Annotated in this window: 26 protein-coding genes; 12 read left to right on the forward strand and 14 right to left on the reverse strand. The window is 68.4% G+C overall.

The features are described from left to right. Positions 1-14: 14 nt before the first annotated feature. On the forward strand, positions 15-902 hold the full coding sequence (locus MAY35_RS01165; protein WP_238418791.1) for a LysR substrate-binding domain-containing protein: 888 nt from the start codon (positions 15-17) through the stop codon (positions 900-902). Positions 903-990: 88 nt separating this feature from the next. On the opposite strand, the gene MAY35_RS01170 is transcribed toward MAY35_RS01165, so the two are convergent. Together MAY35_RS01170 and MAY35_RS01175 are read right to left on the reverse strand one after the other, a co-directional pair. Continuing rightward, complete coding sequence (locus MAY35_RS01170) at positions 991-1,767, reverse strand: enoyl-CoA hydratase (RefSeq protein WP_238418792.1); 777 nt, start codon at positions 1,765-1,767, stop codon at positions 991-993. A gap of 112 nt (positions 1,768-1,879) precedes the next feature. After that, entirely contained in the window at positions 1,880-2,992 is a 1,113-nt protein-coding gene (locus MAY35_RS01175; RefSeq protein ID WP_238418793.1) for an enoyl-CoA hydratase/isomerase family protein, read from the reverse strand. Positions 2,993-3,122: 130 nt separating this feature from the next. On the opposite strand from MAY35_RS01175, the gene MAY35_RS01180 reads away from it, so the two are divergent. Then, on the forward strand, positions 3,123-3,998 hold the full coding sequence (locus MAY35_RS01180; protein ID WP_238418794.1) for a siderophore-interacting protein: 876 nt from the start codon (positions 3,123-3,125) through the stop codon (positions 3,996-3,998). Positions 3,999-4,011: 13 nt separating this feature from the next. Here the strand turns inward: MAY35_RS01180 and MAY35_RS01185 are convergent, their stop codons facing one another. Both MAY35_RS01185 and MAY35_RS01190 read right to left on the reverse strand, forming a co-directional pair. After that, positions 4,012-4,857 (reverse strand): SDR family oxidoreductase, encoded by an 846-nt coding sequence (locus tag MAY35_RS01185; RefSeq protein ID WP_374237905.1) that lies wholly within the window; start codon positions 4,855-4,857, stop codon positions 4,012-4,014. Between the two features lie 20 nt (positions 4,858-4,877). Then, a complete protein-coding gene (locus MAY35_RS01190; protein ID WP_238418795.1) occupies positions 4,878-5,399 on the reverse strand; it encodes a MarR family winged helix-turn-helix transcriptional regulator in 522 nt (173 codons plus the stop codon). Between the two features lie 92 nt (positions 5,400-5,491). Between MAY35_RS01190 and MAY35_RS01195 the strand changes: the two genes are divergently transcribed. Continuing rightward, entirely contained in the window at positions 5,492-6,973 is a 1,482-nt protein-coding gene (locus MAY35_RS01195) for an MFS transporter (RefSeq protein WP_238418796.1), read from the forward strand. Positions 6,974-7,033: 60 nt separating this feature from the next. On the opposite strand, the gene MAY35_RS01200 is transcribed toward MAY35_RS01195, so the two are convergent. Both MAY35_RS01200 and MAY35_RS01205 read right to left on the reverse strand, forming a co-directional pair. Next, positions 7,034-7,789 (reverse strand): GntR family transcriptional regulator, encoded by a 756-nt coding sequence (locus MAY35_RS01200; protein ID WP_238418797.1) that lies wholly within the window; start codon positions 7,787-7,789, stop codon positions 7,034-7,036. 55 nt (positions 7,790-7,844) lie between these two features. Then, complete coding sequence (locus MAY35_RS01205; RefSeq protein ID WP_238418798.1) at positions 7,845-8,996, reverse strand: acyl-CoA dehydrogenase family protein; 1,152 nt, start codon at positions 8,994-8,996, stop codon at positions 7,845-7,847. A 186-nt stretch (positions 8,997-9,182) separates the two neighbouring features. Here MAY35_RS01205 and MAY35_RS01210 point away from each other — a divergent pair, with 186 nt between their 5' ends. From MAY35_RS01210 to MAY35_RS01220, 3 genes are read left to right on the forward strand one after another with little or no spacing between them, the layout of a single operon-like run. Then, positions 9,183-10,022 (forward strand): CoA ester lyase, encoded by an 840-nt coding sequence (locus MAY35_RS01210; RefSeq protein ID WP_238418799.1) that lies wholly within the window; start codon positions 9,183-9,185, stop codon positions 10,020-10,022. Further along, complete coding sequence (locus MAY35_RS01215) at positions 10,015-11,022, forward strand: MaoC family dehydratase (protein WP_238418800.1); 1,008 nt, start codon at positions 10,015-10,017, stop codon at positions 11,020-11,022. The genes MAY35_RS01210 and MAY35_RS01215 overlap by 8 nt, the downstream gene beginning before the upstream one ends. 55 nt (positions 11,023-11,077) lie before the next feature. After that, positions 11,078-12,217 carry a CoA transferase gene (locus MAY35_RS01220; protein ID WP_238418801.1) on the forward strand — a complete coding sequence of 380 codons (1,140 nt, stop codon included), beginning with the start codon at positions 11,078-11,080 and terminating at the stop codon, positions 12,215-12,217. 90 nt (positions 12,218-12,307) lie between these two features. Here MAY35_RS01220 and MAY35_RS01225 read toward each other — a convergent pair whose 3' ends face one another. The 5 genes from MAY35_RS01225 to MAY35_RS01245 form a co-directional block, all read right to left on the reverse strand. Next, positions 12,308-13,225: a phytanoyl-CoA dioxygenase family protein gene (locus MAY35_RS01225; RefSeq protein ID WP_238418802.1), complete on the reverse strand. Its 918-nt coding sequence runs from the start codon at positions 13,223-13,225 to the stop codon at positions 12,308-12,310. 232 nt (positions 13,226-13,457) lie between these two features. Then, positions 13,458-14,246, reverse strand: a complete 789-nt coding sequence (locus MAY35_RS01230) for a PaaI family thioesterase (RefSeq protein WP_238418803.1) — start codon at positions 14,244-14,246, stop codon at positions 13,458-13,460. Positions 14,247-14,249: 3 nt separating this feature from the next. After that, the gene (gene hpnE, locus MAY35_RS01235; RefSeq protein WP_238418804.1) at positions 14,250-15,614 is read right to left on the reverse strand and encodes a hydroxysqualene dehydroxylase HpnE; all 1,365 of its coding nucleotides are present in this window, start codon (positions 15,612-15,614) and stop codon (positions 14,250-14,252) included. 40 nt (positions 15,615-15,654) lie between these two features. Further along, complete coding sequence (locus MAY35_RS01240) at positions 15,655-16,842, reverse strand: MFS transporter (RefSeq protein WP_238418805.1); 1,188 nt, start codon at positions 16,840-16,842, stop codon at positions 15,655-15,657. Further along, positions 16,839-17,513 (reverse strand): FadR/GntR family transcriptional regulator, encoded by a 675-nt coding sequence (locus MAY35_RS01245; RefSeq protein WP_238418806.1) that lies wholly within the window; start codon positions 17,511-17,513, stop codon positions 16,839-16,841. Before MAY35_RS01245 ends, MAY35_RS01240 begins: the two co-directional genes overlap by 4 nt. Before the next feature lie 106 nt (positions 17,514-17,619). On the opposite strand from MAY35_RS01245, the gene MAY35_RS01250 reads away from it, so the two are divergent. Next, positions 17,620-18,909: a lipase family protein gene (locus tag MAY35_RS01250; RefSeq protein WP_238418807.1), complete on the forward strand. Its 1,290-nt coding sequence runs from the start codon at positions 17,620-17,622 to the stop codon at positions 18,907-18,909. Between the two features lie 26 nt (positions 18,910-18,935). Here MAY35_RS01250 and MAY35_RS01255 read toward each other — a convergent pair whose 3' ends face one another. Together MAY35_RS01255 and MAY35_RS01260 are read right to left on the reverse strand one after the other, a co-directional pair. After that, positions 18,936-19,796 (reverse strand): SDR family oxidoreductase, encoded by an 861-nt coding sequence (locus MAY35_RS01255; protein WP_238418808.1) that lies wholly within the window; start codon positions 19,794-19,796, stop codon positions 18,936-18,938. Positions 19,797-19,861: 65 nt separating this feature from the next. Further along, on the reverse strand, positions 19,862-20,110 hold the full coding sequence (locus MAY35_RS01260) for a hypothetical protein (protein ID WP_238418809.1): 249 nt from the start codon (positions 20,108-20,110) through the stop codon (positions 19,862-19,864). A 263-nt stretch (positions 20,111-20,373) separates the two neighbouring features. On the opposite strand from MAY35_RS01260, the gene MAY35_RS01265 reads away from it, so the two are divergent. The 5 genes from MAY35_RS01265 to MAY35_RS01285 all read left to right on the forward strand — a co-directional run bounded on the left by MAY35_RS01265 (position 20,374) and on the right by MAY35_RS01285 (position 25,394). After that, on the forward strand, positions 20,374-21,021 hold the full coding sequence (locus tag MAY35_RS01265) for a PAS and ANTAR domain-containing protein (protein ID WP_238418810.1): 648 nt from the start codon (positions 20,374-20,376) through the stop codon (positions 21,019-21,021). A gap of 324 nt (positions 21,022-21,345) precedes the next feature. Beyond that, the gene (locus MAY35_RS01270; RefSeq protein WP_238418974.1) at positions 21,346-22,443 is read left to right on the forward strand and encodes a glycosyltransferase family 1 protein; all 1,098 of its coding nucleotides are present in this window, start codon (positions 21,346-21,348) and stop codon (positions 22,441-22,443) included. Continuing rightward, a complete protein-coding gene (locus MAY35_RS01275) occupies positions 22,436-23,539 on the forward strand; it encodes a glycosyltransferase (protein WP_238418811.1) in 1,104 nt (367 codons plus the stop codon). The genes MAY35_RS01270 and MAY35_RS01275 overlap by 8 nt, the downstream gene beginning before the upstream one ends. Then, a complete protein-coding gene (locus MAY35_RS01280; RefSeq protein WP_238418812.1) occupies positions 23,536-24,519 on the forward strand; it encodes a hypothetical protein in 984 nt (327 codons plus the stop codon). The genes MAY35_RS01275 and MAY35_RS01280 overlap by 4 nt, the downstream gene beginning before the upstream one ends. After that, positions 24,516-25,394: a glycosyltransferase family 2 protein gene (locus tag MAY35_RS01285; protein WP_238418813.1), complete on the forward strand. Its 879-nt coding sequence runs from the start codon at positions 24,516-24,518 to the stop codon at positions 25,392-25,394. The genes MAY35_RS01280 and MAY35_RS01285 overlap by 4 nt, the downstream gene beginning before the upstream one ends. Here MAY35_RS01285 and MAY35_RS01290 read toward each other — a convergent pair. Then, entirely contained in the window at positions 25,358-25,783 is a 426-nt protein-coding gene (locus MAY35_RS01290; protein WP_238418814.1) for an anti-sigma factor, read from the reverse strand. The genes MAY35_RS01285 and MAY35_RS01290 overlap by 37 nt on opposite strands. Between the last annotated feature and the right edge of the window lie 214 nt (positions 25,784-25,997).

Raw genomic sequence — 25,997 nt, forward strand, 5'->3', positions numbered from 1 at the left:
AGTAGACTCACGCCATGGAGTTGCGTCACCTGCGGTACTTCCGCGCCGTGGCCGAGGAACTGCACTTCGGACGCGCCGCGCGGCGGCTGCACATGGCGCAACCGCCGCTGTCCCAGCAGATCCGCCAACTCGAGGACGAGCTCGGCGTCGGTCTGCTGGTCCGATCCACGCGACGCGTCGAGCTCACGCCCGCAGGCGAGGACTATCTGCGCCGGGCGGTTGCGATCCTGGACTCGGTCGACGCCGCGGGTCGGCAGGCACAGCGGATCGCCGACGGACGCTCGGGCACCCTTGCGATCGGGTGCGTCGGCTCGGCCACCTACTCGCTGCTACCCGCGCTGGTGCGCGCGTTGAGCGACGAGCTACCGGATGTGGACGTCAACGTTCGTGGCGAGATGCTGGCACCCGCCCAGATCGCCGCGCTCGGGGCCGGCGACATCGACCTCGCCCTGCTGCGCATGCCGATCGACACCACCGGACTGCATGTCGAGGCGATCCGCAGCGACCGCCTCATCGTGGCGCTGCCCCACGACCATCCGCTCGCCCACGGCGCACCGGCCGCGACCGTGGACCTCGCACTGCTGGCCGGCGACGACTTCATCGTGCACGCGGGCGGCGGGAAGTCGATCATGCACGGGGTTCTGTCGGCCGCCGCCGGACGCGCGGGATTCGTCCCCCGCATCCGGCACGAGGTCGAGGAGACGTCGACGCTCGTGACACTCGTCGCCGCCGGGGTGGGGGTCGCGCTGGTCCCCGAACCCACCTCGGCGCTCGGGGTGCCGGGCGTCGTCTACCGGCCGCTCGAGATCGACGAGGAGGTCGAACTGGCCGTCGCTTTCCCCGACGGGCGCCGGACCCCGCTCGTCGACCGGGCCCTGGCGGTGTTGCGCACCCTGTCGTGAACGCCGCACACCCACCCGTTTTCGGCAGATCCACCCACCGGAGGGGGGTGAAAATACCGAAAAAGGGTGGGTGTGGAGATGTTTCGGATCAGCGGTGGGTGAAGTTCGGGTCGCGCTTCTCGACGAAAGCGGCCATGCCCTCGGTCTGGTCGTCGGTGGCGAAGGTCGAGTAGAACAGGGCACGTTCGGCGCGCACGCCCTCGACGAGGCTCGACTCGAACGCACGGTTCACCGCGTCCTTGGCCAGCGCGGAGGCGATCAGCGACTTCGACGCGATGAGCTCGGCGACCTCGAGGGCGGTGGCGCGGCAGTCTTCCTTCGGGACGACGCGGGAGACCAGACCCATGCGCTCGGCCTCGTCGACCTTCATCTGGCGGCCGGTGAGGACCATGTCCATCGCCTTGGCCTTGCCGACGGCGCGGGTGAGCCGCTGAGAGCCGCCGATACCGGGGATGACGCCGAGGTTGATCTCGGGCTGACCGAAGACGGCGTTGTCGCCGGCGATGATGGTGTCGCACAGCATCGCGAGCTCACATCCGCCGCCGAGCGCGTACCCGGTGACGGCGGCGATGATCGGCGTGCGCGCGCGAGAGAGCTCGTCCCAGGCACCGAAGAACTGCTCGTTCACGACGTCGGCGTAGGTCTTCGACGACATCTCCTTGATGTCGGCACCCGCGGCGAACGCCTTCTCCGACCCGGTGATCACGATCGCTCCGATCCCGGCGTCGACGTCGAAGTCCTTGACGGCGCCGACGACCTCGTTCATGAGCTCGGAGTTCAGGGCGTTGAGGGCCTTGGGTCGGTTCAGCGTGATGATGCCGACGCGGCCGCTGGTCTCGACGAGGATGGTCTGGTACTCGGTCACGTGCTACCTCTTTCGGTTTCGGTGATGCGGGTCTGGGATGACCGACGAACTCGATGGTGCTCGACAGACATGGTCACACCGCGGGGTGCCTGCCGACCACCCTGCCCCGGGATCAGCCTGCCGCGGGGGCGTTCGCGAAGGTCAGATCGTGCGGGAGCGGGGCGAAGAACGCGTCGACGGCGTCCTCGGAGAAGTCCGCCCACTTCGGGTTGCGGTCCTTGTCGATGACCTGGGCGCGGATGCCCTCGGCCATGTCGGGGTGAAGCAGGCAGCGCAGCGAGACCCGGTACTCGCGGACCAGGGTGTCGGCCAGACTCGCGTCGTCGGCGGCTTCCCGCAAGGAGCGCAGGGTGACCGCGAGGGCGGTCGGGCTCTTGGCGGCGATGGTGTCGGCGGTCTTGACCGCCTCGGGCGACCCGACTGCCCGGCAACGGTCGACGATCTCGGCGACGGTCGGGGCGGCGAAGGCGCCGGCGATCCACTCGCGCTGATCCGAGAGCTCCGAAGGCGGCGCGTCGACGGCGTACCGGTCGACCGCCGCATCGACTCCCGCTTCGCCGATCGCCGCGATGAAGGCGGGCAGCGACTCGGCGGGCACGAAGTGGTCTGCGAGGCCCATCGCGATGGCGTCGGCGCCGCGCAGGTGACCCGCGGTCAGACCCGCATAGGTTCCGAGCCCGTCCGGCACGCGCGAGAGCAGATGCGTCCCACCGACATCCGGCACGAAGCCGATGCCGACCTCGGGCATGGCGAGCTTGGTGCGGTCGGTGACGATGCGAACGTTGCCGTGGGCCGAGATCCCCACCCCGCCGCCCATCACGATGCCGTCCATGATCGCGACGTACGGCTTGGGGTAGGTCGAGATCGACTCGTTGAGGCGGTACTCGTCGAACCAGAATTTCGCCGACGGGGACTGCTCGGCGTCGACGTCGGTGGACTCCGGGTTCCCGCTGAGCGCAGCCGCGTCGCGGTGGATCGCGACGATGTCGCCGCCCGCACACAGTCCGCGTTCACCGGCGCCGGCCACGACGACCGCCTTCACGGTCTCGTCGACACCCCACGTGTCGAGTCGTCGCGCCATCTCCAGGACCATCTCGTGATCGATCGCGTTGATGGACTTCGGCCGGTTCAGGATCAGCGACCGCGCGGAACCGTTCTCCTCCGCCAACACCGACGAGGCCGAAGCCCCGGGAGCTCCTGCTGGGGAGACAGATGACTGCGACACGCCGAACCCTCTTTCCACCGACCGGGCACCGGTGCAGTGGCACCGGCACGTTTCCTTCGATGGTTGCATATCCTAGTAACGACGGTCCACCCTGTGGCCGCCTCCACCACAGTGAGGTTAGGGTTACCTCATGGGCTATTCCAGAGCACGCGTACAGCACGTCGCCGACCTGACGCCCAACCTGCGTCGCGTCGCCTTCGAAGTCGCCGACCTCCCGGGCCTCGGCCTCCCGGGGGCGCCCGACGAGGCGGTCGGGATCTACTTCCCGCTGCCGGGTCAGCGGAGCGCGCCGGACATGGAGTGCCGCGACGGCACGTGGGCGTACTACGACGCCGACCCCCTTCCCGACGGTCGTAACTACTCGATCCGCGCCGTCGACCACGCCGGGGGCACGATGCTCGTCGACTTCGTCATCCACGCAGCCGGCCCGGCGACGCTGTGGGCGCAGGGCGCACAACCCGGCGACGAGGTGGTCATGACCCATGCGCGTAGCTGGTACGCCCCGCCCGCGGACACCGAGCGGCTCATCCTCGCCGCCGACCTCGCCGGCCTCCCCGCGTTGGCCCGCATCCTCGACGAGTTGCCGTCGACCGACGGCGTGACCGCGATCGTCGAGGTCCCGGCCCCGACCGAACTGTCCTACCTGCCCGACCGCGGCGTCGAACTCATTCCCGTCATCGGCGGCAACGCGCGCACCCCCAGCCGACTGGCCGAGACCGTTCGCGAACTGTCCATCCCCACCGCGGGCGGCTACTGCTGGTTCGCCGGTGAGGCCGCCGAATCGCGCGCCGTGCGCAAACATCTCCGCGGGGCCGACCTGCGCTGGGACCGCCGGTGCTACGACGTCATCGGCTACTGGCGGGTCGACAGCGAACGCTGGACGCGCAAGTACTCCGAACACGGCGCCGAACTCTTCGCCGTCTACCGGCAGGCCCTCGCCGACGGCAAGAGCGAGAAGCAGGCCTCGGAGGAATTCGACGAGGCACTCGAGCGGGCGGGTTTGTAGACCACCCTCCGGGCTAGTACTCGGCCACCTGGCCGTTCTTCGGGGCGCGATACATCATCCACAGCAATCTGGGCATGCCGCGCAACGGAAGCGGCGCAGGCCAGTCCCGGGGGCGCATCAGGGCATCGGTCCCGCCGTCGACGGTGACCACCGTGCCCGACATGAAGTCGGCTGCCGGCGACAGCATCAGCAGAACCCACGATGCCAGTTGTTCCGGAGTTCCGAACTCGCGCACGGGAACCGGGAACGACTCGACGCGCCCGGCCTGCGGACCATCGAGCTGCGATCGCAACAACGGCGTCATGACGGGGCCCGGCGCGATCACGTTGACCCGGACGCCTACACCTGCCCACTCGGGCGTCGTGCCGTGCAGCCGACACCAGTGGGTGACCGCGATCTTCGACGCCGCGTAGGCGACCGGGCCGGTGACTCCGCGGCGTCTGCGGATCACCCGGGTCGCACCCTCGGCATCTCCGTCGAGCAGGCGCCGGATCGCGGACTTCGGAACCAGCGGCGTGACCGTCGTCGAATTGGAGCCGAAAACAACGACTTTCGCCTCTTCCGCGGCGGCGAGCGCAGGACGCCAGGCGGTCAGGAGGTCGGTGACCCCGAAGACGTTGACCTCGAGGATCTTTCGTTCGAGTCCCGCAGCGGGTCCCATCCCCGCGGCGAGCACCGCACCGTCGAGGGCACCCGACGCCATCTCGAGCACCTCCGCCGCGGCTGCCCGACGCCCCTGCGGCGTCGAGAGATCCGCGACCACCTCGGCGTCCCGCTGGTCGATGCCGATGACCCGGTGGCCCTCGGCCCGCAGCGATTCCGCCACCGCCGCACCCATGCCCGATGCGGATCCGGTCACCGCGAACGTCCCGGGCGCGTTCACCCCAGACCGTGCTTCCGGTCCGCCGGCTCCTCGGCGGTCCCATGGCGGTGCTGGGTCCGTTCATAGGCATCGTTGAACGCCCGGAGTTCGTGTAGCAGTGCCTGCGGGGTACCGGGATCGAGGTCGGCGAAGACCTGCTCGAGTCGTTCGGCGCGAAGAAGACCGTCCCGGCGGAACGCCTCGCTGCCCGCCTCGGTGGGACGGATCATCTTCGACAGCGAATCCTCCACCTCGAACCGCTCCACGTAACCGTGCTTGATCGCCGCATTGACCTGGCGGTTGACGGTGGATTGCTCGAGACCCAGTTCGACGGTCAGCTCTCGCAGGGTGCGCGGCCTGCCGTCGGACAGCACCCACAGGATGGCGAACGCCGACCGTTCCAGGCCGACACCGGGATGGACGAGGCTGCGGCGCCGCGACATCCGCAGCAGTTCCTGCGCCAGGTCACGGTGCACCGGCGACTGCCACGGGGCGTGATCCCCCGAGGCGCGGTTCCCCGGAGCGGGATCCTCCGACATCACTCCTCCATCCGTCGACGTGGACAATCTACTGTCCGATTTGCATGTGTACGTTACATATGTATGCTGCATACCTCGAAGGAGGTCTCTCCATGAGCCCAATACGCGGTACCGCATCCGAGCTGAACGGCGAAGCGGCCGACGCCGTCGACAAGGCGCCCGCCGGCGCCGTCGGCAGTGTGGTTGTGCTCTGCTTCGGCGGACTCGTCGCATCGTTGATGCAGACGTTGATCATCCCGATCCAGCCCGACCTGCCACGACTGCTGGACACGTCCATCGGCAACGCGTCATGGATCATCACCGCGACCCTGCTCGCCGCAGCCGTCGCCATGCCGATCGCCGGCCGGCTCGGCGACATGTTCGGCAAACAGCGCGTCCTGTTCGTCAGCGCGGCGCTGCTGACGCTCGGCTCGCTGATCTGCGCGCTGGGCGATACGCTCGTCCCGCTCATCATCGGCCGCGGTGTGCAGGGGCTGGCGATGGGCTTCATCCCGGTCGGCATGAGCCTGATCCGCGAGATCACCCCGCCCCGCATCACGTCGATGGCCGTGGCCGCCATGAGCGCGACGCTCGGCGTCGGCGGTGCGATCGGCCTGCCCCTGGCGGCATGGATCGTGCAGACCTGGGACTGGCACGCCCTGTTCTACGTCGCGACCGGTCTGGGCGTCCTCGTGAGCATCGCGGTCCTGGTGTTGGTGCCCCGCGTGAACGACGCCGCGGGTGGCCGTATCGACATCCCCGGTGCCATCGGACTGGCCGCGGGACTCTCCGCCTTTCTGATCGCGGTGTCCAAGGCCAACGACTGGGGATGGACGTCGGGTCGCACCCTCGGTCTCGGACTGGGCGGGATCGCCGTGCTTCTCGTCTGGGGCATCTTCGAACTCCGTCAACGGGAACCGCTGGTCGATCTGCGCACCACCGCACGCCCCGCGGTCCTGCTGACGAACATCGCCGCCGCGGCCATCGGCTTCGGCATGATGGCGCAGTCGATCGTCCTGCCCATGCTCCTCCGTCTACCCGAGGCCACCGGTTACGGCCTGGGGCAGTCCCTGCTGGCCGCCGGCCTGTGGATGGCACCCGGCGGCCTGATGATGATGATCTTCGCGCCCGTCTCGGGCATCCTGATCAACCGCATCGGAGCCAAGATCACTCTCGCCATCGGTGCGGCGATCCTCGGATGCGGCTACCTCCTGGCGTTCTTCCTCATGGACGCGGCATGGAAGCTCATGCTGGCGTCGATCGTCTGCGCCATCGGCGTGGGCGTCGGCTACGCGGCGATGCCGACACTCATCATGGGGTCCGTTCCGGCGACCGAAGCCGGTGCGGCAGTGGGGCTCAACGGCCTGATGCGATCACTGGGCACCACCATCGCGTCTGCCGTCATGGCCCTGATCCTGGCGAGTGCCACCATCTCACTCGGCGGCACCGAGGTGCCCGACGAGTCGACGTTCACCTGGTGCTTCCTGGTCGCCGCGGCCGCCGCGTTCGTCGGCATGGCCATCACCCTCACCATCCCCACCCGACGCGCCGCGTCGAATGTTCCCGAGGAGCAACCGCTTCCGGCCCGGAGCTGATCGATCGTCTCCTGCCCTCTGAGGTGCGAGCAAAGCACCTCAGGGGCAGGCGACGGCCTTTCATCCCGAACGCGCATCCCCGGTGCGGCGCAGGGTGACCCGATAGGTGTAGTGCTCGGGTAGGAAGTAGCTGATCGCGAGTTCGACGGCACGGCCCCGGGAGTCGGTGTACAACCGGTCGACCCGCAACACCGTGTGCCCCACCTGGCAGCCGAGGCGTGCCGCGGTCTCCGCGTCGGCGGTCGTGGCGGTGATCGATTGGGCGCATTCCTCGATGGGATGGACCAGGTGGGGTTCGAGGAGCCCGATCATCGTGTGGTCGCTCACCGCGCCCGCCTCGACCTCGGGGGCGTCGATCACCAAGCGTGCCACCGATTCCGGCCACGACACCGTCGTGACGACGAACGGCACACCGTCGTGGAATCGTTGGAAGACGATCCGCCACACGACGTCGGTGTCGAGGCGCAACCGCCCGGCCGCGTCGAGATCGACTCGGCGGGCGGGTGATTCCAGAACCTGCATCGCGGTGTCGGTGGACAGGTTCATGAGGTCCTCGATCGAACCCAGCTGACGCAGATACTGTCCCGCATTGTCCGTCGCGAACGTCCCTCGCCCGGGTACGCGATACACCGACCCCTCGGTCACGAGTTCCAGGAACGCGCGGCGAACCGTCTGGCGGCTGAGGCCGTATTCCTGGGACAGTTCGGATTCGGTGGGCAGCCGGACGCCGCCGGCGTATCGGCCCGCCGCGATGTGGGAGCGCAGTTCGGCGGCCAGCGTCTTGTACGCCGGCTCGGACTGCCCCGCCTCACTCATCGATCCACCCTTTCATTCGTGCCGCGAGTACCCTTGGGGCACAAATCGCTCCGGCTCAGATACCACCGCGGGAGACGAGCTGCGCCGCGATGACGTTGCGCTGGATCTCGTTGGTGCCCTCCCCGACGATCATCAGCGGCGCGTCCCGGAAGTACCGCTCGACGTCGAACTCGGTGGAGTACCCGTACCCGCCGTGGATGCGCACGGCATTCAAGGCGATCTCCATGGCGACCTCGGAGGCATAGAGCTTCGCCATACCCGCCTCCATGTCGCACCGCTCACCCTTGTCGTACTGTTCGGCCGCATGCCAGGTCAGCTGGCGGGCCGCGGTCAGTTTGGTGGCCATGTCGGCGAGGTAGTTGCCGATCGACTGGTGCTTCCAGATCGGCTGGCCGAAGGACTCCCGCTGCTGCGCGTAGGCCAGCGAGTCCTCGAGCGCGGCCGTCGCGACACCGAGAGCACGGCAGGCGACCTGGATGCGCCCCGTCTCCAGCCCCTTCATCATCTGCCCGAATCCCTTGCCGGGCTGGGCCCCCAGGATCGATGACGCCGGTGTGCGGTAACCGTCGAAGGACAGCTCGCAGCTCTCGACTCCCTTGTAACCCAGTTTCGGTAGGTCGCGCGACACCGTCAGCCCGGGTCCGTGTTCGACGAGGACGATCGAGATCCCGCGGTGGCGCGGAGTGGCGGCCGGGTCGGTTTTGCAGAGCAGCGCGATCAGTCCCGAGCGTCGGGCGTTGCTGATCCACGTTTTCGACCCACTGATGACCAGATCGTCTCCGTCGACTTTCGCGACCGTCGCCATCGCCTGCAGATCCGATCCCCCGCCCGGCTCGGTCAGCGCCATCGTCGCCCGCATCTCACCCGTCGCCATCCTCGGCAGGTACTGCTGCTTCTGCGCCTCGGTGCCGAACAGCGTGAGGAGTTTCGCGACGACGGTGTGCCCGCCCATCGCCCCGGCCAGACTCATCCAGCCGCGCGCCAACTCCTGGGTGACGTGCGCATAACAGGGCATCGAGACCGGCGAGCCGCCGAACTCCTCGGGCACGGCCAGACCGTAGATCCCGATCTGCTTCATCTGCTCGATCCACTTCTCCGGGTAGGAGTTGGCGTGCTCCACCTCCTGCACGGAGGGCTTGACCTCCCGGTCGACGAACGACCGAACGGTCTCGACCAGGAACGATTCTTCGGCGGTGAGCGTGCTCATGTACGGATACACCTACGATCTGCGGAACGGTTCGGCTGATTTGTACGGCCATTTTGTGAGGCGCGCGTCAGCCTTGTCAACACTTCCCTTACGACGCGGACGTCTGCTACAACCGAGGAGCGCCACATTTGGCCGCACATTTCGACAACACACACGAATGTGACACCACCGACGCTGGGAGCGACTGTGCAGAGAAGACGGGGCGTCCTGGTCGCGCCCGCCTCCGACGACCGCAAGGCACGCAAGGCGCTGGGTTCGATCGCCGACGAGGTCGTGCTGGACCTCGAGGACGCGGTGACCCCGGCGAACAAGGACTCGGCCCGTGCGGCCGCGGCCGATCTGGTCGCCGAGTTCGGCGCCGACCGTGCGATCTCGTTGCGTATCAACGCCATCGACACCGAGTGGGCGGCCGCGGACCTCGCCGCATGCGCTCAGATGCAGCATCTGAGCACCGTCGTCGTACCCAAGGCCGATTCGCCCGCCGACCTCGAGGCCGCCGATCGTCGGTTGGGCGGTTCTCCGGTTCGCCTGCAGGCGTTGTTGGAAACCCCGCGCGGCATCCGCGACGCCGGCACGATCTGCGCGGCCACCGACCGCCTCGACGCCGTGTTGATCGGATACGCCGACCTCGCCGCCTCCCTGGGCCGGTCCGCCGGCCTACCCATGCAGACCTGGCACGTCGTACAGGATTCGGTGCTCCTCGCCGCCCGCGCCGCCGGCGTCGACGTCATCGACGGCCCACACCTGACCATCGCCGACGACGACGCATTCCGCGACGCCAAGCGTTGGGTACGCGATCTCGGATTCGACGGCACCTGGGTCATCCACCCGGCTCAGTTGGCAACTGCCATCGAGATCTTCACCCCGGACGACGCCGCCGTCGACGACGCACGGCGGGTACTCGCTGCGCTCGAGAACGCCGCCGCCGCGGGCGCCGGTGCGGCCGAACTCGACGGCCGCATGCTCGACGAGGCCCTGGCCGTCTCCGCGCGTCGCATCCTGGCCAAGAGCGGCGCCGATGACTGACCCGATCGCGGTGGGCGGACCCCACTTCGACGAACTCGCCCACGGCCAGGTCTTCGACGACGCACCGTCGGTCACGCTGACCTCGGGCCTGGCCGCCGCACATCAATCGATCCTGGGCGACCGTCTGCGCCTGTCCCTCGATGCGCACCTATGCCAGCGGGTCACGGGCGCAGACACTCTCGCCCACCCGGGCCTCGTCACCGATGTGGCGATCGGGCAGTCGACGTTGGCCACCCATCATGTGAAGGCGAACCTCTTCTACCGAGGGCTGCGGTTCCTGCGTCATCCGCGGATCGGCGACACGCTCTCCACGGTGACCGAGGTCGTGGGACTTCGCGAGAACACACCCAAGCCCGGCCGTGCGCCGACCGGACTCGCCGCGCTGCACATGCTCACCACCGATCAACGCGGCGAGACCGTGCTCGACTTCCACCGCTGCGCGATGCTGCCGCTGTCGGCCACCGCCGCTCCGGACCGGACGGTGCACACCGATGACCTCAGTGCCATCGGCCCGGGCGTCGACCCTCACCCCGCGACACCGGACTGGGATCTCGACACCTACCGATCTTCGGTTCGCGGGCAACATTTTTCACCGCATCTCGCCGGACGTGTCTTCCGGTCCAGCGCCGATGTGGTCTCGAGCGCGCCCGAGCTCGCACGCCTGTCGCTGAACATCGCCGCCACCCACCACGACGAGCGAGTGGCCGGCAGATCCGCGGGCGGCCGCCTGGTCTACGGCGGCCACACGATCGGACTCGCACTCTCGCAGGCGAACCGGGCGTTGCCGAACATCGTGACCGTGTTGTCGTGGGAGTCCTGCGATCACACCGGGCCCGTCCGTGAAGGCGACACCCTGAGTTCGCTCATCCACGTGGAAGAAGCCACCCCTCTGCCCGGTGGCGGCGGCATCCTGCAGCTGCGATCGACTGTCGTCGCGCACGAGACGGACGGTCGCGACCGCGACGTCCTCGACTGGCGCTATCACGTCCTGATGGCGTGACTCACCCCGCAATCCCTGTATCCCTATCTGTTCCGGACCGAGGAGCCATCGGCAGATGAGTACCAACCCCCGCCCCCTCGATGGATTGCGCGTCGTGGAGGTGTCCAGCTTCGTCGCATCGCCGCTGTGCGGTCTGACTCTCGCGCAGCTCGGCGCCGAGGTCATCCGCGTCGACCCGCTGGGTGGTGCGGCCGACATCAACCGGTGGCCGGTCACCGACGACGGCAACTCGATCTACTGGACGGGCCTCAACCGCGGCAAGAAGTCGGTGACCGTCGACTTCCGTGACCCGGCCGGACAGAAGGTGGTCCAGGATCTGGTCACCGACAGCGGACCCGGTGGCGGCATCCTCGTCACCAACGCCGCCGGTCGAGCGTGGATGAGTCACGAGATCCTGTCCGGCAAGCGATCCGACGTGATCACCCTCGAGCTCCTCGGCCGGACCGACGGGACACCCGGCGTCGACTACACCGTGAACGCCGCCCTCGGATTCCCGTCGATCACCGGCCCCACCGACTACGCCGGCGTGGTCAACCACGCCCTGCCTGCCTGGGATGTCGCGTGCGGACTCTATGCGGCACTGGCCATCACGGCCGCGGTACGACGCCGCGATCTGACGGGTGCGGGCGCGCAGATCACGCTACCGCTCGAGGACACCGCACTGGCCATCGCCGGAACACTCGGCTACCTCACCGAACCCCAGCTGGGCGTGGGGTCCCGGCCCGCGACGGGCAACGATGTCTACGGCACGTACGGAACGGATTTCGTCGCCGCCGACGGTGGGCGCTTCATGCTGGTGGCGCTGACCCCGCGCCACTTCCGCGACCTGGTGTCGATGACCGGCACCGGGGACGCCATCGCCGCCGTCGAACAGGCGCTGGGTGCCGACTTCACCCGCGAAGACGACCGCTACACCCATCGCGGGGTGCTGACACCGCTGTTCGCGGCGTGGTTCGCCCGTCACACCAGCGCCGAGGTCGAGGCGGCGCTGGACCAGGCCTCGGTCCTGTCCGAGCGCTACCGAACCTTCGGCGGGGTCGTCGAATCCGGTGTGCTCGAACGCAATCCTCTGTTCACCGAACTGGAGCAGCCCGGAATCGGCACCTATCTCGCCGCCGGGCTCCCCGCCATCTTCGACGGCGAGCACTACTTCGCCGGGCCGGCTCCCGAGTTGGGGTCCTCGGACGGCTTCTGAGCCCGGGCCGACCCTTCGTGGCTCGCTGCGCTCGCACCTCAGGGAGCGGGAACAAGGTGGCTCGCTGCGCTCGCACCTCAGGGAGCGGTATCACCTGTGCGCCAGGTGGTCCGGCCGCGGGGACGTTCCGCCGAAGGGTTCGCGCAGGGCGTTGGACGCTGCGTTGAACACGACGAACAGATTGCTGCGTGGGTATGGCGTGATGTTGCCGGCGGAAGCGTGCAGACAGTTCGAGTCGAAGTAGAGCGCAGAACCTGCCGGCCCGGTGATCGTGTCGATACCGAGTTCGTCGGCGAGGACCGCCACGTCCTCCTCCTCGGGGGTGCCGAACGGCGGACGGTATGAGGTCAGCGATTCGTGATGGTAGCCGTCGGGCGTCGAACCCACGCAGCTCACGAAGCGCCGGTGCGAGCCGGGGATGATCATCAACGGGCCGTTGGTCGAGAAGTTGGGCGTGAGCGCCAGGGACACACTCAGAGCGCGCGGGGCCGGCATCCCGTCTTCGGCGTGCCAGGTCTCGAAGTCGGAGTGCCAGTAGAACGGCCCGCCCGCGAAACCGGGTTTCAGGTTGATGCGGCTCTGATGGATGGTCACGTCGTCGTCGAGGATCTGGCGAGCGACGCCTGCGATCGACTCGCGCGAACAGATCTCGGCGATGACCTCACTGAGCTGATGTACCGCGAACAGCGATCGTACGTCCCCGCTGGACTTTTCACGGATGACCCGCTCGTCGTCGCCGAGTCTCTCGGTGATCGATGCAACCTCACGCAGACATGCGTCGATGTCGGCAGCCGCGAGAACGTTTCGCTCCGTGTGGTATCCACGGTCAGCGTAGCTGCGCAGTTCCGGCGACGACAGCGGACCGGGGTTGTCCATGCTCCCCCACACCGTGTTGTGCGGGCGCGGCTCGATCTGACTGCGTTCCGCGAGGCGGGTGCGGTAGACGTCGACACTCGTGTTCGCGAGGTGTCCGGCCTCTGGAGTTCGCGTTGCTGTGTGAGTTGCCACGATCTCGATGATCCTTTCCCTCATCCGGCAGGCCGCTCACGGAGCAGTCGTTGCCCCGGCGACAGGCAAGGTGATTGTGTTGTGCGCGAACGTCACACGCGCGACCGTTCGCGATGGGACGGCGTCCGCGGTCGGCGCGGCGTCTGCGCATCCGCCGGACGTCCGTATGTGTGCAGCCTGCCAGGGGTGAATGGTCTCCCGCAACCATGCAGGTATGCCGGTTGCCGAGGGGTCAGATGTGCTGCAGCACAACCGTGGCGATCGCTGCGGGCTTGCCACCCTGGTTGGCGGCCACCACGCGTACGACCGACAGCGAGCGGCCACGGTGGGTGACCTCGGTGGCGAACGTCGCGGTCTGCGCGGCGTCGCACGGGCGGACGTAGGTGATGTCGACACTCGTCGTCCGCAGGTCCCCGTCGGCGCCGACACCCGACGCGGCCGCGAGTTCGGCGGCGCAGATCAGGATTCCGCCGTGCACGCTGCCCATCCCGTTGGCGGACAACAGCGTCGGACTCATGGTGAGCACACCCGGGGCGGTCTCGACCAGCCCGAGCTGATCCCGGACGGGCCCGTCCGGGACGTCGAGGATTCGCGGCGACGCGTGCGGTCCCGGGGTCCGTGGTGCGTCGATCAGATGCGAACGCTGGATGACGGTGGCGATCGTCCGTCCCGTCGCATCGGCGACTGCTCCCCTGGTCATCGCGCCGCGATCATCGCGCCCGACGAGCTCACCCGTGACATGCAGCGACGATCCGTCGAGAGGTGGGTCTGCGAGAAAGTCCATCCGGATGCCCAGCGACACCGGCCAACGACCCGGTGGGCTGCCCGCGGCGACCAGGTAACCGGTGACGTCGTCGCACGCGACGGCCAGCGCCCCTCGGCTCACCCCCGCCGCGGGATCGGCGAGCCAGGGGCCTGCTTCCGTGCGCGCCTCTCCACGGTCGGCGGAGACGGAGACCGCACCGATCCGCAGCATCACTTCGGGTCCGCCGACGTGGAAGGCGGAAGCAGATGTCGTCATGACCTACAGCGTGCCCTGCGCGCGATGGCCGGCGAACTCCAGCACCACCTCGACCGCGCGCGCCGCGCTCTGACACGCGCCCTCCATCGTGGTGGTCCAGTCGGTCCGGGTCCAGTCCCCGGCCAGTGCGAGACCGTCCACCGCGGTGCGCTGTTGCGGGCGGAGCCCGGCCGTTCCGGGCCGTTGCGCGAAGGTCGATTTCGGCATCCGCACCACGTGGCTGTGAACGACCTCCGCCTCGGCGGCCTCCGGATAGTACTTGCGCAGCATGCCCATCTGGATGTCGGTGATCTCGGCATTCGTCTTGCCGATGAGGTCGTAGGACGCCGAGACCGTCGTCGAATAGAAGTGGTTGTCGCGCGGTTCGCGTCCGTGCATGCGCTGCCGGTCCCAGACCTGCTCGAGCACTCCCTCGCCACCATGGAGGATCTCGCCCCAGTCCTCCATGCCGATGGAGCGGTCGAGGTAGAGGTTCACACTGACGATGGGGACCGGGGTCAGGTTCTCGACGGCCCGGTAGATCGCCTCGTGTCCGGGGACCTGATCGAGCAGACCCTTCACACTCCACACCGGAACTGCGCAGATCACCGCGTCGGCCGCGATCTTCTCGCCGTCGGCAAGGGTCACGCCCGCGACCTTCCCGCCGTCGACGTCGATCGAGGACACCACCGCGCGGTGCCGGACCTCCACACCCGCGTCCGCGAAACGCTTCTCGGCGCCGTCGATGAACAGCGTGTCGAGGTCGACGGTGGGGTATCCGATCGAGATCGGGGTCCTCGTCTCGCGTGCCCGGCGCGCTCCGGTGACGAGCAGGTCGGCCGGCACCTTGGCCGAGGAGATGTCGGGCTTGTCGCCGGTGAGTCCGATGACGATGCCGTCCCACAGCGCATCCCGCGCGGACTGTGGCAGGCCGATCCGCCGGAACCATTCGTCGGCGGTGATGTCGTCGAGCCATTCCGGCTGGCGAAATGCCTGGCGTATCAACCTGACCTGCGCGCGGGCGGTACGCAGCCGGTCCAGACCGGTGACGCCGGGGAGATCACCGAGGGCGGCACGCAGGCCGGTGATGCCACCGAACGCCGACCTGCGCGTCGCGCCACCGGGCATCCGCATCGTCATGTGGCCGGGAAAGGCCACGTGGTCGCGGGTGCCGACACTCTCGAGGTAGCGCATGAGGTGCTCGTAACCGCTGGCGAACACGTGCTGACCGTTGTCGGGCACGTCGTCGACGGCGGGCAGCGGCATCGAGATGGTCCGACCACCCAGCGAGCCCCGCCGTTCGAGCAGAGTGACGCGCTGCCCTGCTTCCGAAAGCCATACCGCCGACGCCAGACCGGCGAGTCCCCCACCCACGACCACGCAATGCATGCGCCACACGATAGCGGTCAGCGCTGACCGGTGTCGGGGTTCAGCCCGTCATCTTGACGTCTCGACCGGCGCCCAGAACCGACAGCGCCTGCGGGATCAGCACGAGGCCGAGCACCGCCATGGCGATGGTCCACGAGCCGGTCACGTCGTGGATGCCGCCGATCAGGATCGGACCGACCGCCGCGGCCAGGTAACCGACCGACTGCGCCATCCCCGACACCTGCCCCGTCTGCTTCGCCCCGGAACTGCGCAACACCATGAAGAGCAGGGCCAGGCTGATCGACGCACCCGGGCCCACCATCACGCAGGCTGCCCAGAAGCCCGGCCACACATCGGTGGCGAGCAGGCCGACGAAACCGGCGGCACACACGGCGAGGACCACCAGGGTGACTGCCCGCTGATCAGCGAAGCGACCCGCCACGATCGGGGCGACCAGCGACATGATCAGGGCGACGACCTGCGCGGACGCGAGCACCGCCCCCGCACGGACGGGCGTCATCCCGCCGTCGACAAGGTACTGCGGCAACCACGCCACGACGGTGTAGAAGATCAGCGACTGGGTGCCCATGAAGACCGTGATCGCCCAGGCGATCGGGTTCTTCAGCAGCGACGACGTGGGCGCGGTCGACGTCACCCGGTGCACCGACGCGAGCTGCGGAACCCAGACGACCATGGCGACCACTGCGAGCAGAGCCCACGATGCGAGCGCGAGACGCCAGTTGCCGCCCAGCGCATTGCTGATCGGCACACTCACCCCGGAGGCCACCGCGGCACCGGCCGACAGCGTCATCGAGTACAGGCCCGTCATCAGCCCCGACCGATGCGCGAAGTCCCGCTTGATCAGGGCGGGCAGGACGACATTGCACGTACCGATGGCCGCGCCGATCACCGCGGATCCGACGAACAGCGCCACGGGGGCGGGTACCAGCCGCACGACGATTCCGGCGACCAGGACGATCATCGCGCCGAAGATGACCCGTTCGATGCCGAACCGGTTGGCCAGGCGGGGTGCGACGACCGCCGAGATCCCGAAGAAGAGCACCGGCAAAGCGGTCAACAGCCCCGCCACCGCGCTGCTGAAACCTTCGTCGGCCGAGATCGTGCCGATCAACGGTCCGACCGCGACCACCGCCGGGCGTAGGTTCGCGGCCACCAGCATGATGCCGGCCGCGGTGACGATCACGCCGAAGGCAGTGCGCTCGTTCGCCGGCCGCACACGCACCGTCATCCCGGCACCTCGGTGAAATCGACGTAGGCGTACACGGCTGCGCGCGCCGCACCGGCGTCGCCGCGTTCGATCGCGTCGACGACGTCGCGATGCCCACGCGGGTGGGTCTGCTCGGCCAGCGGACGTCGCAGCACCGACGGGTGGGTTCGGGCGATGACCTCCGCGATCCCGTCGTACATCTCGAGGAGCAGCGCGTTGTGCGACGCGACGACGATTTCGGCATGAAAGGCGATGTCTGCCTTGGAGTATCGATCCAGGTCGCCGTCCGCCAGAGCACGCTCGGAGCGTGACAGCAGCGTGCGCAGGCGCTCCACATCGCCTTCGTCGGCGCGACCCGCCGCACCGGCCGCGGCCTCGCTCTCCAACGCCCGACGTACCTCGAGGAGGTCACGCACCTCCGACGGGGCGGAGGTGCGTGCGATGGCTCCGGCGAGCGGGCTCCGACCACGGACATAGGTCCCGTCGCCGCGACGCGGCTCCAACATGCCGGCGTGCTCCAGCGCCCGGGCGGCCTCGCGGATGGTGTTCCGCCCCACCCCGAACTGCGCAACCAGCTCGGGTTCGGGGGGAATCCGCTCGCCGAGCGGCCAGGTGCCGTCGGCGATCAGCTCCTGCATCCGCTGCACGACGAGCTCGCTGGTCCGACGCGGTGGGGTGATCTGTCCGGCCATGCCAAACAACCTAACATCCCATGTTTCGGCGCCCACTCCTGCGGGCTTGCCCACTTCACCGGTGGGGAAGCTGCCCGCACCAGCACGATCGATGTTTAGATGAGCCATGTCGTTCGGGGTGCGTACAAGTAGCTTCAGCGTGTTGGGGGTCATCGGACTGGCTGTGAGCCTGGTCCTGGGATCGGTTGTCGGAGCATCGGGAGCTCATGCGGCGCCCGGCCCCGGTTCCCCGTTGCCGTCGGCCGACCCGTTCTACAGCTACGACGGTTCACTCGATGGCGTCGCGCCGGGCACGGTGCTCCGCAGCAGGCCGATGGTGTTCCGCACCCCGACCCTGAACACGCCCATCACCGGGTCTCAGGTGCTCTACCGGACCACCGATCAGTTCGGGAAGGGCGTGGTGACCGTCGCCACCGTCCTGCGTCCGCTGACCCCCGGCCCCACACGCCTGGTCTCGTACCACATGGCCTACGACGCGCTCGGTTCGCAATGCGACCCCTCCTACACCCTCAGCGGTGGCTACACCAACGGCACCGCCACCGCAGAGCAGGGCGTCATCGCGGGCTACCTCGCCGCGGGGTACACCGTCGTCGTCCCCGACTACGAGGGCGAGAAGTTGCAGTGGACCATCGGCCGCCAGTCGGGCTATGCGGCTCTCGACGGAGTCCGTGCCGCGCAGGGCTTTCTGCGTCTGCCCCGTTCGACGCCGGTCGGGCTCGTCGGCTACTCCGGCGGCTCGATCCCCACCCAGTTCGGCGCCGAGGTCGCACCGAGGTACGCACCCGAGCTCAACATCGTGGGTGCGGCGGCCGGCGGACTCCCCGTCGACCTGGCCCACAACCTCCCGTACATCAACGGCAGTGCGAAGTGGGCCGGCGTGATCCCGGCGCTGGTGGTCGCCTACCAGCGCACCTACCGGCTCGACACCTCGAAATTCCTCTCCGCCCGCGGGCGCCAGGTCGCCCAGGCGGTCAGTGACGAGTGCATCTCCGAGTTCGCGTCGAAGTACGCGGGACTCACCAGCGCGGACATGGTCAAGCCCCCGTACACCGGGTTGCTCGACGTGCCGCAGGTGGTGCGCGCAATCAACGACAACATCATGGGCCGATCAGGCACCCCGAAGACCAAGATGCTCCTCGCGGTCGGTCACTACAACGCGATCGGTGACACCCTGATGATCACCGGGGACGTCATCGGACTCGCGAACCAGTACTGCTCGCGCGGCGTCGACATCACCTACCGGCAGCTGAACGGACTGACGCACCAGGAAGCGTTCCTGCCGTTCGAGCCGCTCGCCCTCCAGTACCTGACGGAACGCTTCGCCGGTGCTCCCACACAGAGCAATTGCGGATCGCTGCCGCGCGGGAACAGCCTGGCGCCGCTGCCCGTCCCCTGAGCCGAGACCGATCGGACGCGCTCGGCTCAGCCGGGTAGCGTCTCACCGCCGATCGGCGCCAGAACTTCGCCGGTGTAGTACGACGACAGTTGCTCGGCCGCGAAGAACACGTACGACGGTGCGATCTCGTCGGGCTGCGCCGCGCGGCCCATCGGCGCCTGCGCACCGAAGTCCTTGACCGCCTCGGCAGGCATCGTGGCAGGGATCAGGGGTGTCCAGACCGGCCCGGGCGCAACACAGTTGACGCGGATCTTGCGCTCCATGAGTGCCTGCGCCAGCGAGTAGGTGAGGGCGAGCACCGCGCCCTTGGTCGCCGAGTAGTCGATGAGGCTGTCGTTGCCCCGGAGCCCGTTGATCGACGACGTGTTGATGATCGCCCCGCCGCCGGTGAGGTGCGGGACGGCGGCCCGGCTGGTGTGGAAGAAGCTGTCGATGTTGACGTCGAAGGTGCGGCGCCACTGCTCGGGCGTCAGCTCCAGGAAGTCGTCGACGGGATTCTGGTACGCGACGTTGTTCACCAGGATGTTCAGGGCGCCGAGCTCGTCGACGGTCCGCTTGACGATGTCGGTGCAGTGCGCCGGATCGGCGAGGTCGCCGCGGTAGGGACGCGCCTGGCGTCCCTCCGCCTCGATGAGTTCGACGGTGTGGCGGGCGTCGTTGTCCTCCTCGAGGTACGCGATCGCGACGTCGGCGCCCTCTTTTGCGAAGGCGACCGCCACCGCGCGGCCGATCCCGGAGTCGCCTCCGGTGATGAGCGCGGTCTTCCCGGTCAACAGTTCACGGCCGCGGTAGTCGCGCATCTCGTCACGGGGACGATCGGGCATGTCCTCGGTCTCACCCGGGTAAGGAATGGTCTTCGGCTCGTGCACGGAGTTGTCATCACTCATGGCCGCCGAGTGCCCGCGCCGGTGCGCCCGGAAACATCCGGACGCACCGTCGCGCTGGTCGCCGCTCAGGGATGCTCGTCGGGCACTTCCTGATCGAGCTTCTCATCGAGCGTCTCGCCTTCGCGCTGTTCGCGGGCAGTGGTCCCCGTCCGATCACTGGCCGACCAGTCCTCGGGCGGGTCCATACCCTCCTCCAGGGGGTCCTTGCCGAGGCGATCCTCGTCGAGGTCCTCGAAGCCCGCCGTCACTGTCAGGTCGGGATTGATCCCCTCGGTCGCCGCTGCCGCGTCGCCGCCCGCATCGTGTGTGCTCATGTGTGCCTCCTGTGTCGTGTCGGGGCCGGTTCCCGGTCTCGTGGCACCGGTCACGTCGTACGTCACCCATCGGTTGCCGGACGCGCCGAGCACTGCCGGACCCCGGGCCGCTTACCCGTCGGATTCGCAGCCGAAACGACGGCCGCGAAGGGTACGACAGCCCCGTGACCGGGCCGATTCCCACACCGACTGCGTGCCAGGTAAACTCATTTTTCGCCCGAGACCGCTGGCATCCTGTTGAGTTTGTGGTTTGAGGGGTGAGGGTGACAGACGCCAACGATCACACCGCCGGCGAGTCGCGCATCAATCATGTCGGCAGTTTTCGTTTCCTTTTCGACACCGAAGAGTGGGAGTGGTCAGACGAGGTGGCCGAGATGCACGGCTACCGGCCCGGTGAGGTCACGCCGACCACCGAGTTGATCGCCGGGCACAAGCATCCCGACGACCGCCAGTCCTTCGAGCAACTGCTCTCGACCATGCTCAGCAGGCGTATCCCGTTCTCGAGCCGCCATCGCATCATCGACACTGCAGGCGAGATCCGTCACGTCGCCGTCGTCTCCCAGCAGCTCCTCGACGAGTCGGGCGAGGTGATCGGCGCGGAGGGCTTCTACCTCGACCTGACCGCGATCGAGGAGAAGGCGGTGAAGGACCGCGTCGACGAGCACGTCGCGCGTTTCCGGGAACACCAGGGCGTGATCGAGCAGGCCAAGGGAATGATCTCGATGGCCTACGGCGTGAGCGCCGATCGCGCTTTCGAGGTGATGCGGTGGCGCTCACAGACCGCGAACGTGAAGGTCAACGAGCTCGCCCGCAGCATCGTCACCGGGGTGCACAAGCACGTGATGCTCCCGGATCCGGTGCGCCAGTCGTTCGACCACCTGCTCCTCAACGCGCACCAGAACGACAACTGAACGTTCTTCACCCTTCCGTCGGGCTGGTTTTGCCGACTCCCCGCCGGGGTATTCACATCCGAGTGACCGCGTCGTAAATCGGCGGTCGCCCGCGGCCATCTGGCCGCGATCGCGCAGCCCAGGTTGAGTACCCAGCCGTGCAGGGCCTCGGAGTGAATGGATGGAAGAGTGAGCGGACGGGATTTCGGGCAGCCCAGCGGTGCGGCCACCCTCGAGCCGATGGCGTCGTCGGCGACCCTGCCCAGTACGACGTCGGCAGACCTGCCCGGTACGACGTCGGTGTTGACGTCGGGCTTCGGCGCGCTGAAACCCGCCCGTGGGAGCATGTCGGCGGAGCCCGCTCGGATCAGGGTCGCCTCGGTACCGCGGTCCCACGTGTACATCCAGCACCTGTCTCCCCTGAACAGTTCGGTCAGCACCCTCGACTCCGGCCCGGTCTCGGTGGTCCGCCTACCCGACCCGGTTCCGGCCGACGGCACCACGGTGCCCGGCCGGTGGTGGCCGCCGGCGATGCTCGACCCGGCATGGATCGCCGACCACCACAACGAGTTCGATGTCTTCCACATCCACTTCGGCTTCGACGCGCTCGATCCGGCCCAGATGGCCGCAGTGGTGGACGAACTCGACCGGCACCACAAGCCGCTCGTCTACACGCTGCACGACCTGCGCAATCCGCATCATCCGGACCCGGGCAGCCACGACGAGGTACTCGACATCCTGGTGCCCGCGGCCGATGAGGTGATCACCCTGACCCCCGGTGCGGCGCAGCAGATCTCAGCGCGCTGGCACCGCGAGGCGACGGTGCTGCCCCACCCCCACGTCGTACCCCCGGCCAGGTTCGCGCCGCGCGAGCCGCAGTCCGATGAGTTCGTCGTCGGCGTCCACGCGAAGAGCCTGCGCGCCAACACGGACCCGCTCCCGGTCATCATGACCCTGCTCGAGGCAGCGGCCGACTATCCGGACATGACCATCCAGATCAACCTCCACGACGAGGTGTTCGTCCCCGGTAACCATTGGTACAACCCCGACTTCGGCACCACGGCCCTGGCGTTGTCCCGCCACCCCTATGCCCGCGTTCTGGTGCACGACTACTACTCCGACGATCAGTTGTGGGACTACCTGAGCGGGCTGTCGGTGTCGGTGCTCCCCTACCGCTTCGGCACTCACTCGGGTTGGCTCGAGGCCTGTCACGACCTGGGCACCACGGTCATCGCGCCGAGCTGCGGTTTCTACGCCGAGCAGCAGGACTGTTTCACCTATGACTTCGGCGAGGACCGGTTCGACGCTGACTCGTTGAAGCAGGCACTGGCACAGGCGTATTCGGCGCGCCCGGCGGCGGCTACGTGGCCCGACCGACGCGAGCAACGGATTTTCTTGGCCGAACAGCACGCGGCTCTCTACTCCCGAGCCCTGAATGCGTGACACGCTGAGGATCGCCATCGTCGCGTCGAGCCGTCACCCGATCGCGCAGCCGTTCGCCGGTGGGCTCGAAGCCCACGTGTGGCATCTCACGCGCGCGCTGACGCTCGCCGGTCACGAGATCACCCTGTTCGCCGGGGCGGGCAGCGACCTGCCGGTCGACTCGGATCGATTGCGCGGGGAGATGTTCGAGCCGTCGGCGGCGGCACAGTCCGACGTGTCGATGCCGTCGCTCGAGGTGATGCACGATCACCACGCCTACCTGTCCCTGATGTTGTCGTTCACCCGCAATCCCGGCGACTTCGACGTCATCCACAACCACAGCCTGCACTACCTCCCGGTGGCGATGGGCCCGGCGGTGGAGACCCCGATGGTGACCACGCTGCACACGCCACCCACGCCGTGGCTGGAGTCGGCACTGACGCTCGCGCCGGCCACGCGATGCGTCGCGGTCAGTCAGCACACCGCGCGTTCGTGGTCGCACGTGCTGGGCGAGGTCCCGGTCGTGCACAACGGCGTCCAGCTCGAACGGTGGCCCGTCGGGCCGGGCGGGGACGACCTGGTGTGGTTCGGCCGCTTCGTCGCCGAGAAGGGCGCCCATCTCGCGATCGAGGCGGCCCGTCGCGCCGGGCGACGTCTCCGGCTGGCCGGCCCGATCAGCGACGCGGACTACTTCGAGCAGCAGATCGCGCCGTTCCTCGGCGAGATGGTTCGGTACGAGGGTCACCTGCATCAGCACGACCTCGCCAGGCTCGTCGGCTCGTGCGGTGTCACCCTGGTCACCCCCGTGTGGGACGAACCGTACGGACTCGTGGTCGCCGAATCGCTGGCGTGCGGAACGCCGGTGGCCTCGTTCGCGCGCGGTGGCATCCCGGAGATCGTCGGCGACGACGCCGGCGTGCTGGTTCCCCCGGGAGACGTCGACGCGCTCGCCGAAGCCGCCGAGCTCGCGTTCACACTCGACCGCTCGCTGGCGCGCCGTCGAGCCGAGGGACATTGCTCGGACACCGCGATGATCGACCGGTACACCCACATCTACGCCGACCTCGTCGCCGACCGGTTCCCCTGGGGAGCGCGCGGCCAGGGGGTCCCGGCGTGATCGGATACTACGTCCACCACCAGGGCCGCGGACACTGCTCGCGCGCCACCGCGATCGCCGCGCACATCGACACCGACGTGGTCGCACTGACCAGCGCACAGCTGTCGGATCCGGCGTTCGCGGAGGTCGTCGAACTCGACCGTGACGACGCCGATCCGAACCCCCGCGACGTCGACGCCGCCGGACTCCTGCACTGGGCGCCACGGCATGACGCCGGACTCCGCACCCGGATGGCGCAACTGGCGCACTTCGTCGCCGAGCGTCGTCCGGCCGCCGTCGTCGTCGACGTCTCGGTGGAGGTCACCCTGTTCCTGCGGTTGCTGGGCGTACCGGTCATCGTGATGGCGATGCCCGGGGTACGCGACGACCTGCCGCACCAGCTCGCCTACCGGGCCGCGGACGCGATCATCGCGCCCTGGCCGGCCGAGCTCTACCGGCCCGGCTGGCTCACCGAGCATCTCTCGAAAACCGTGTTCACCGGCGGCATCTCGCGGTTCGACGGCCGACCCGCCGTCTCGCATCAGACGTTCGCCGCCGACGTCCTCGTGCTCACCGGCGCCGGGGGCGGGGACGCGGGCGGAACGCATCCCGCAGCCAGGCTGGCCGACGACCTGCCCGATCTCGACGTCGTGGCCCTCGGCCCGGCTTTCGGGACCTGGGTCGACGATCCGTGGCCGTTCCTGTGCAGCGCCGGCGTCACCGTCATCGGCGCCGGCCAGGGCAGTGTCGCCGATGCCGCCGCCGCAGGTCGGCCGGTGGTCGTGCTCCCCGAGGACCGCCCGTTCGCCGAACAGCGCACCACTGCCGACACCCTCTCCCGGTCCGAGTTGGCCACGGTCACCGCATCGTGGCCCGACACCGACACGTGGCGGTCGATCGTGGACTCGGCCCCCGCCTCGACGCCCGACTGGTCTCGATGGCGGACCGCGGGCGCGGCCGAGCGGGCCGCCCGCGCGATCGAGTCGGTGGCGCACCGATGACCACCGGGTCCGAGCGGGTCGCGGTGATCACGATCGCATCCGGACGCCACCGCCATCTGCGCCGACAACTCGAGGCGTTCGCACACTCCACCGTCCGGCCCGATGTGCACATCGTCGTGGCCATGGATGATCCCGATGTCGCCGCGGTCGCGGCGGACCACCCGGTGCGGGTGCTCCCCTTCAGCGGCGATTCTCCCGGGGTCCTGCAACTCGCCGAGGCCCGCAATGCGGGGGCTGCCGCCGCCGTCGAGGCCGGGGCGTCGATGCTCGTCTTCCTCGACGTCGACTGCATACCAGGACCGACCCTGCTGGAACGATATATCCGGTCGGCGGTGGCCACCGAAGACCTACGCCTGCTCTACTGCGGGCCGGTCACCTATCTACCCCGGGATCAGTTGGTCTTCGATTCGCGGGAGCTGCACCGGTTCGTCGACCCCCATCCGGCTCGGCCCGCACCCGGTCAGGGTCAGACGCAGCTCTCGTCGGAGATGATGCTGTTCTGGTCGCTGTCCTTCGCGATCACCACCACGGACTGGGCGTCGCTCGGCGGATTCCACACCGGCTACCGCGGATATGGCGGGGAGGACACCGACTTCGCGATGTCCGCGCAGCACAACGGCTTTCGTATCGCTTGGGTGGGTGGAGCGCACGCATTCCATCAACATCACCCGGTGTCCAACCCTCCGGTCGAGCATCTCGACGACATCCTCGCCAATGCCCGGGTGTTCCACCGGCGCTGGGGTGTCTGGCCGATGGAGGGGTGGCTAGCCGCCTTCGCGGAGCGTGGCCTGGCCGTGTACGACGCCGCCACCGACGAGTGGCGCCGCACCGGCGGGGGTCAGCGTCGGAACTTCGAGAACCGGATCGCGACCTGACGCGTACCGGTACCCGGTCGCGGTTCGTCGTAGGTGATCGTGTGGGTGTCGGTGACGGTCTGCACGATTCGCCATCCAAAGGTCGATTCGTTGATCGACACGCCCTGGACCAGTTCTCCCCGGACTTCGCCGAGGACCCCGTTGGCGGACACGTGCAGAGTGATCTCGATGCAGGAGCCGTCCGCGGCGGCGGAGATGATCTGCGAACAGACCTCGTCGAGTGCCACCTTGGCGTCGATCACATCGTCGAGCGCCCAGTCGTCGATGTACAGAGCGGTCTCGACGAGCGCGCGAACCAGTGCCAGACGGTCGGTCTCCGCAGGCACCCGCAGAACCGTGGGGGTGCCACCTTCGGTCGAGAGCTGGGAAACGGCGTCGGAGTCGGTCATCAAATGAGTCTTCTTCATCCGTTGATTGGTGTGAATGTTCACCGGTCTGGTCATGAGTGCCCCGCGCTGCCGTCGTCCAAACGCGGCCTCCGAATGTGCGCCGCCCTGATCGTGCCCCCGATACACGTGCCGCAACGTTAGCAGAGCGCAGACCTGCTGATCTCGGGCGTGAGATGCACATCTCGTTACGTCCCATTTTCGTCGCTCGTCCGAG

It is taken from the genome of Gordonia sp. 'Campus' (assembly GCF_022206305.1).
Classification (GTDB): domain Bacteria; phylum Actinomycetota; class Actinomycetes; order Mycobacteriales; family Mycobacteriaceae; genus Gordonia.

What these genes read in the sequence shown, in the direction of transcription:
- MAY35_RS01165 (WP_238418791.1), top strand. Translation starts at nt 15, where the DNA reads ATGGAGTTGCGTCACCTGCGGTACTTCCGCGCCGTGGCCGAGGAACTG.
- MAY35_RS01180 (WP_238418794.1), top strand. Translation starts at nt 3,123, where the DNA reads ATGGGCTATTCCAGAGCACGCGTACAGCACGTCGCCGACCTGACGCCC.
- MAY35_RS01190 (WP_238418795.1), bottom strand. Translation starts at nt 5,399, where the DNA reads ATGTCGGAGGATCCCGCTCCGGGGAACCGCGCCTCGGGGGATCACGCC.
- MAY35_RS01195 (WP_238418796.1), top strand. Translation starts at nt 5,492, where the DNA reads ATGAGCCCAATACGCGGTACCGCATCCGAGCTGAACGGCGAAGCGGCC.
- MAY35_RS01200 (WP_238418797.1), bottom strand. Translation starts at nt 7,789, where the DNA reads ATGAGTGAGGCGGGGCAGTCCGAGCCGGCGTACAAGACGCTGGCCGCC.
- MAY35_RS01205 (WP_238418798.1), bottom strand. Translation starts at nt 8,996, where the DNA reads ATGAGCACGCTCACCGCCGAAGAATCGTTCCTGGTCGAGACCGTTCGG.
- MAY35_RS01215 (WP_238418800.1), top strand. Translation starts at nt 10,015, where the DNA reads ATGACTGACCCGATCGCGGTGGGCGGACCCCACTTCGACGAACTCGCC.
- MAY35_RS01220 (WP_238418801.1), top strand. Translation starts at nt 11,078, where the DNA reads ATGAGTACCAACCCCCGCCCCCTCGATGGATTGCGCGTCGTGGAGGTG.
- MAY35_RS01230 (WP_238418803.1), bottom strand. Translation starts at nt 14,246, where the DNA reads ATGACGACATCTGCTTCCGCCTTCCACGTCGGCGGACCCGAAGTGATG.
- hpnE (WP_238418804.1), bottom strand. Translation starts at nt 15,614, where the DNA reads ATGCATTGCGTGGTCGTGGGTGGGGGACTCGCCGGTCTGGCGTCGGCG.
- MAY35_RS01240 (WP_238418805.1), bottom strand. Translation starts at nt 16,842, where the DNA reads ATGACGGTGCGTGTGCGGCCGGCGAACGAGCGCACTGCCTTCGGCGTG.
- MAY35_RS01245 (WP_238418806.1), bottom strand. Translation starts at nt 17,513, where the DNA reads ATGGCCGGACAGATCACCCCACCGCGTCGGACCAGCGAGCTCGTCGTG.
- MAY35_RS01250 (WP_238418807.1), top strand. Translation starts at nt 17,620, where the DNA reads ATGTCGTTCGGGGTGCGTACAAGTAGCTTCAGCGTGTTGGGGGTCATC.
- MAY35_RS01255 (WP_238418808.1), bottom strand. Translation starts at nt 19,796, where the DNA reads ATGAGTGATGACAACTCCGTGCACGAGCCGAAGACCATTCCTTACCCG.
- MAY35_RS01260 (WP_238418809.1), bottom strand. Translation starts at nt 20,110, where the DNA reads ATGAGCACACACGATGCGGGCGGCGACGCGGCAGCGGCGACCGAGGGG.
- MAY35_RS01270 (WP_238418974.1), top strand. Translation starts at nt 21,346, where the DNA reads ATGTCGGCGGAGCCCGCTCGGATCAGGGTCGCCTCGGTACCGCGGTCC.
- MAY35_RS01275 (WP_238418811.1), top strand. Translation starts at nt 22,436, where the DNA reads ATGCGTGACACGCTGAGGATCGCCATCGTCGCGTCGAGCCGTCACCCG.
- MAY35_RS01285 (WP_238418813.1), top strand. Translation starts at nt 24,516, where the DNA reads ATGACCACCGGGTCCGAGCGGGTCGCGGTGATCACGATCGCATCCGGA.
- MAY35_RS01290 (WP_238418814.1), bottom strand. Translation starts at nt 25,783, where the DNA reads ATGACCGACTCCGACGCCGTTTCCCAGCTCTCGACCGAAGGTGGCACC.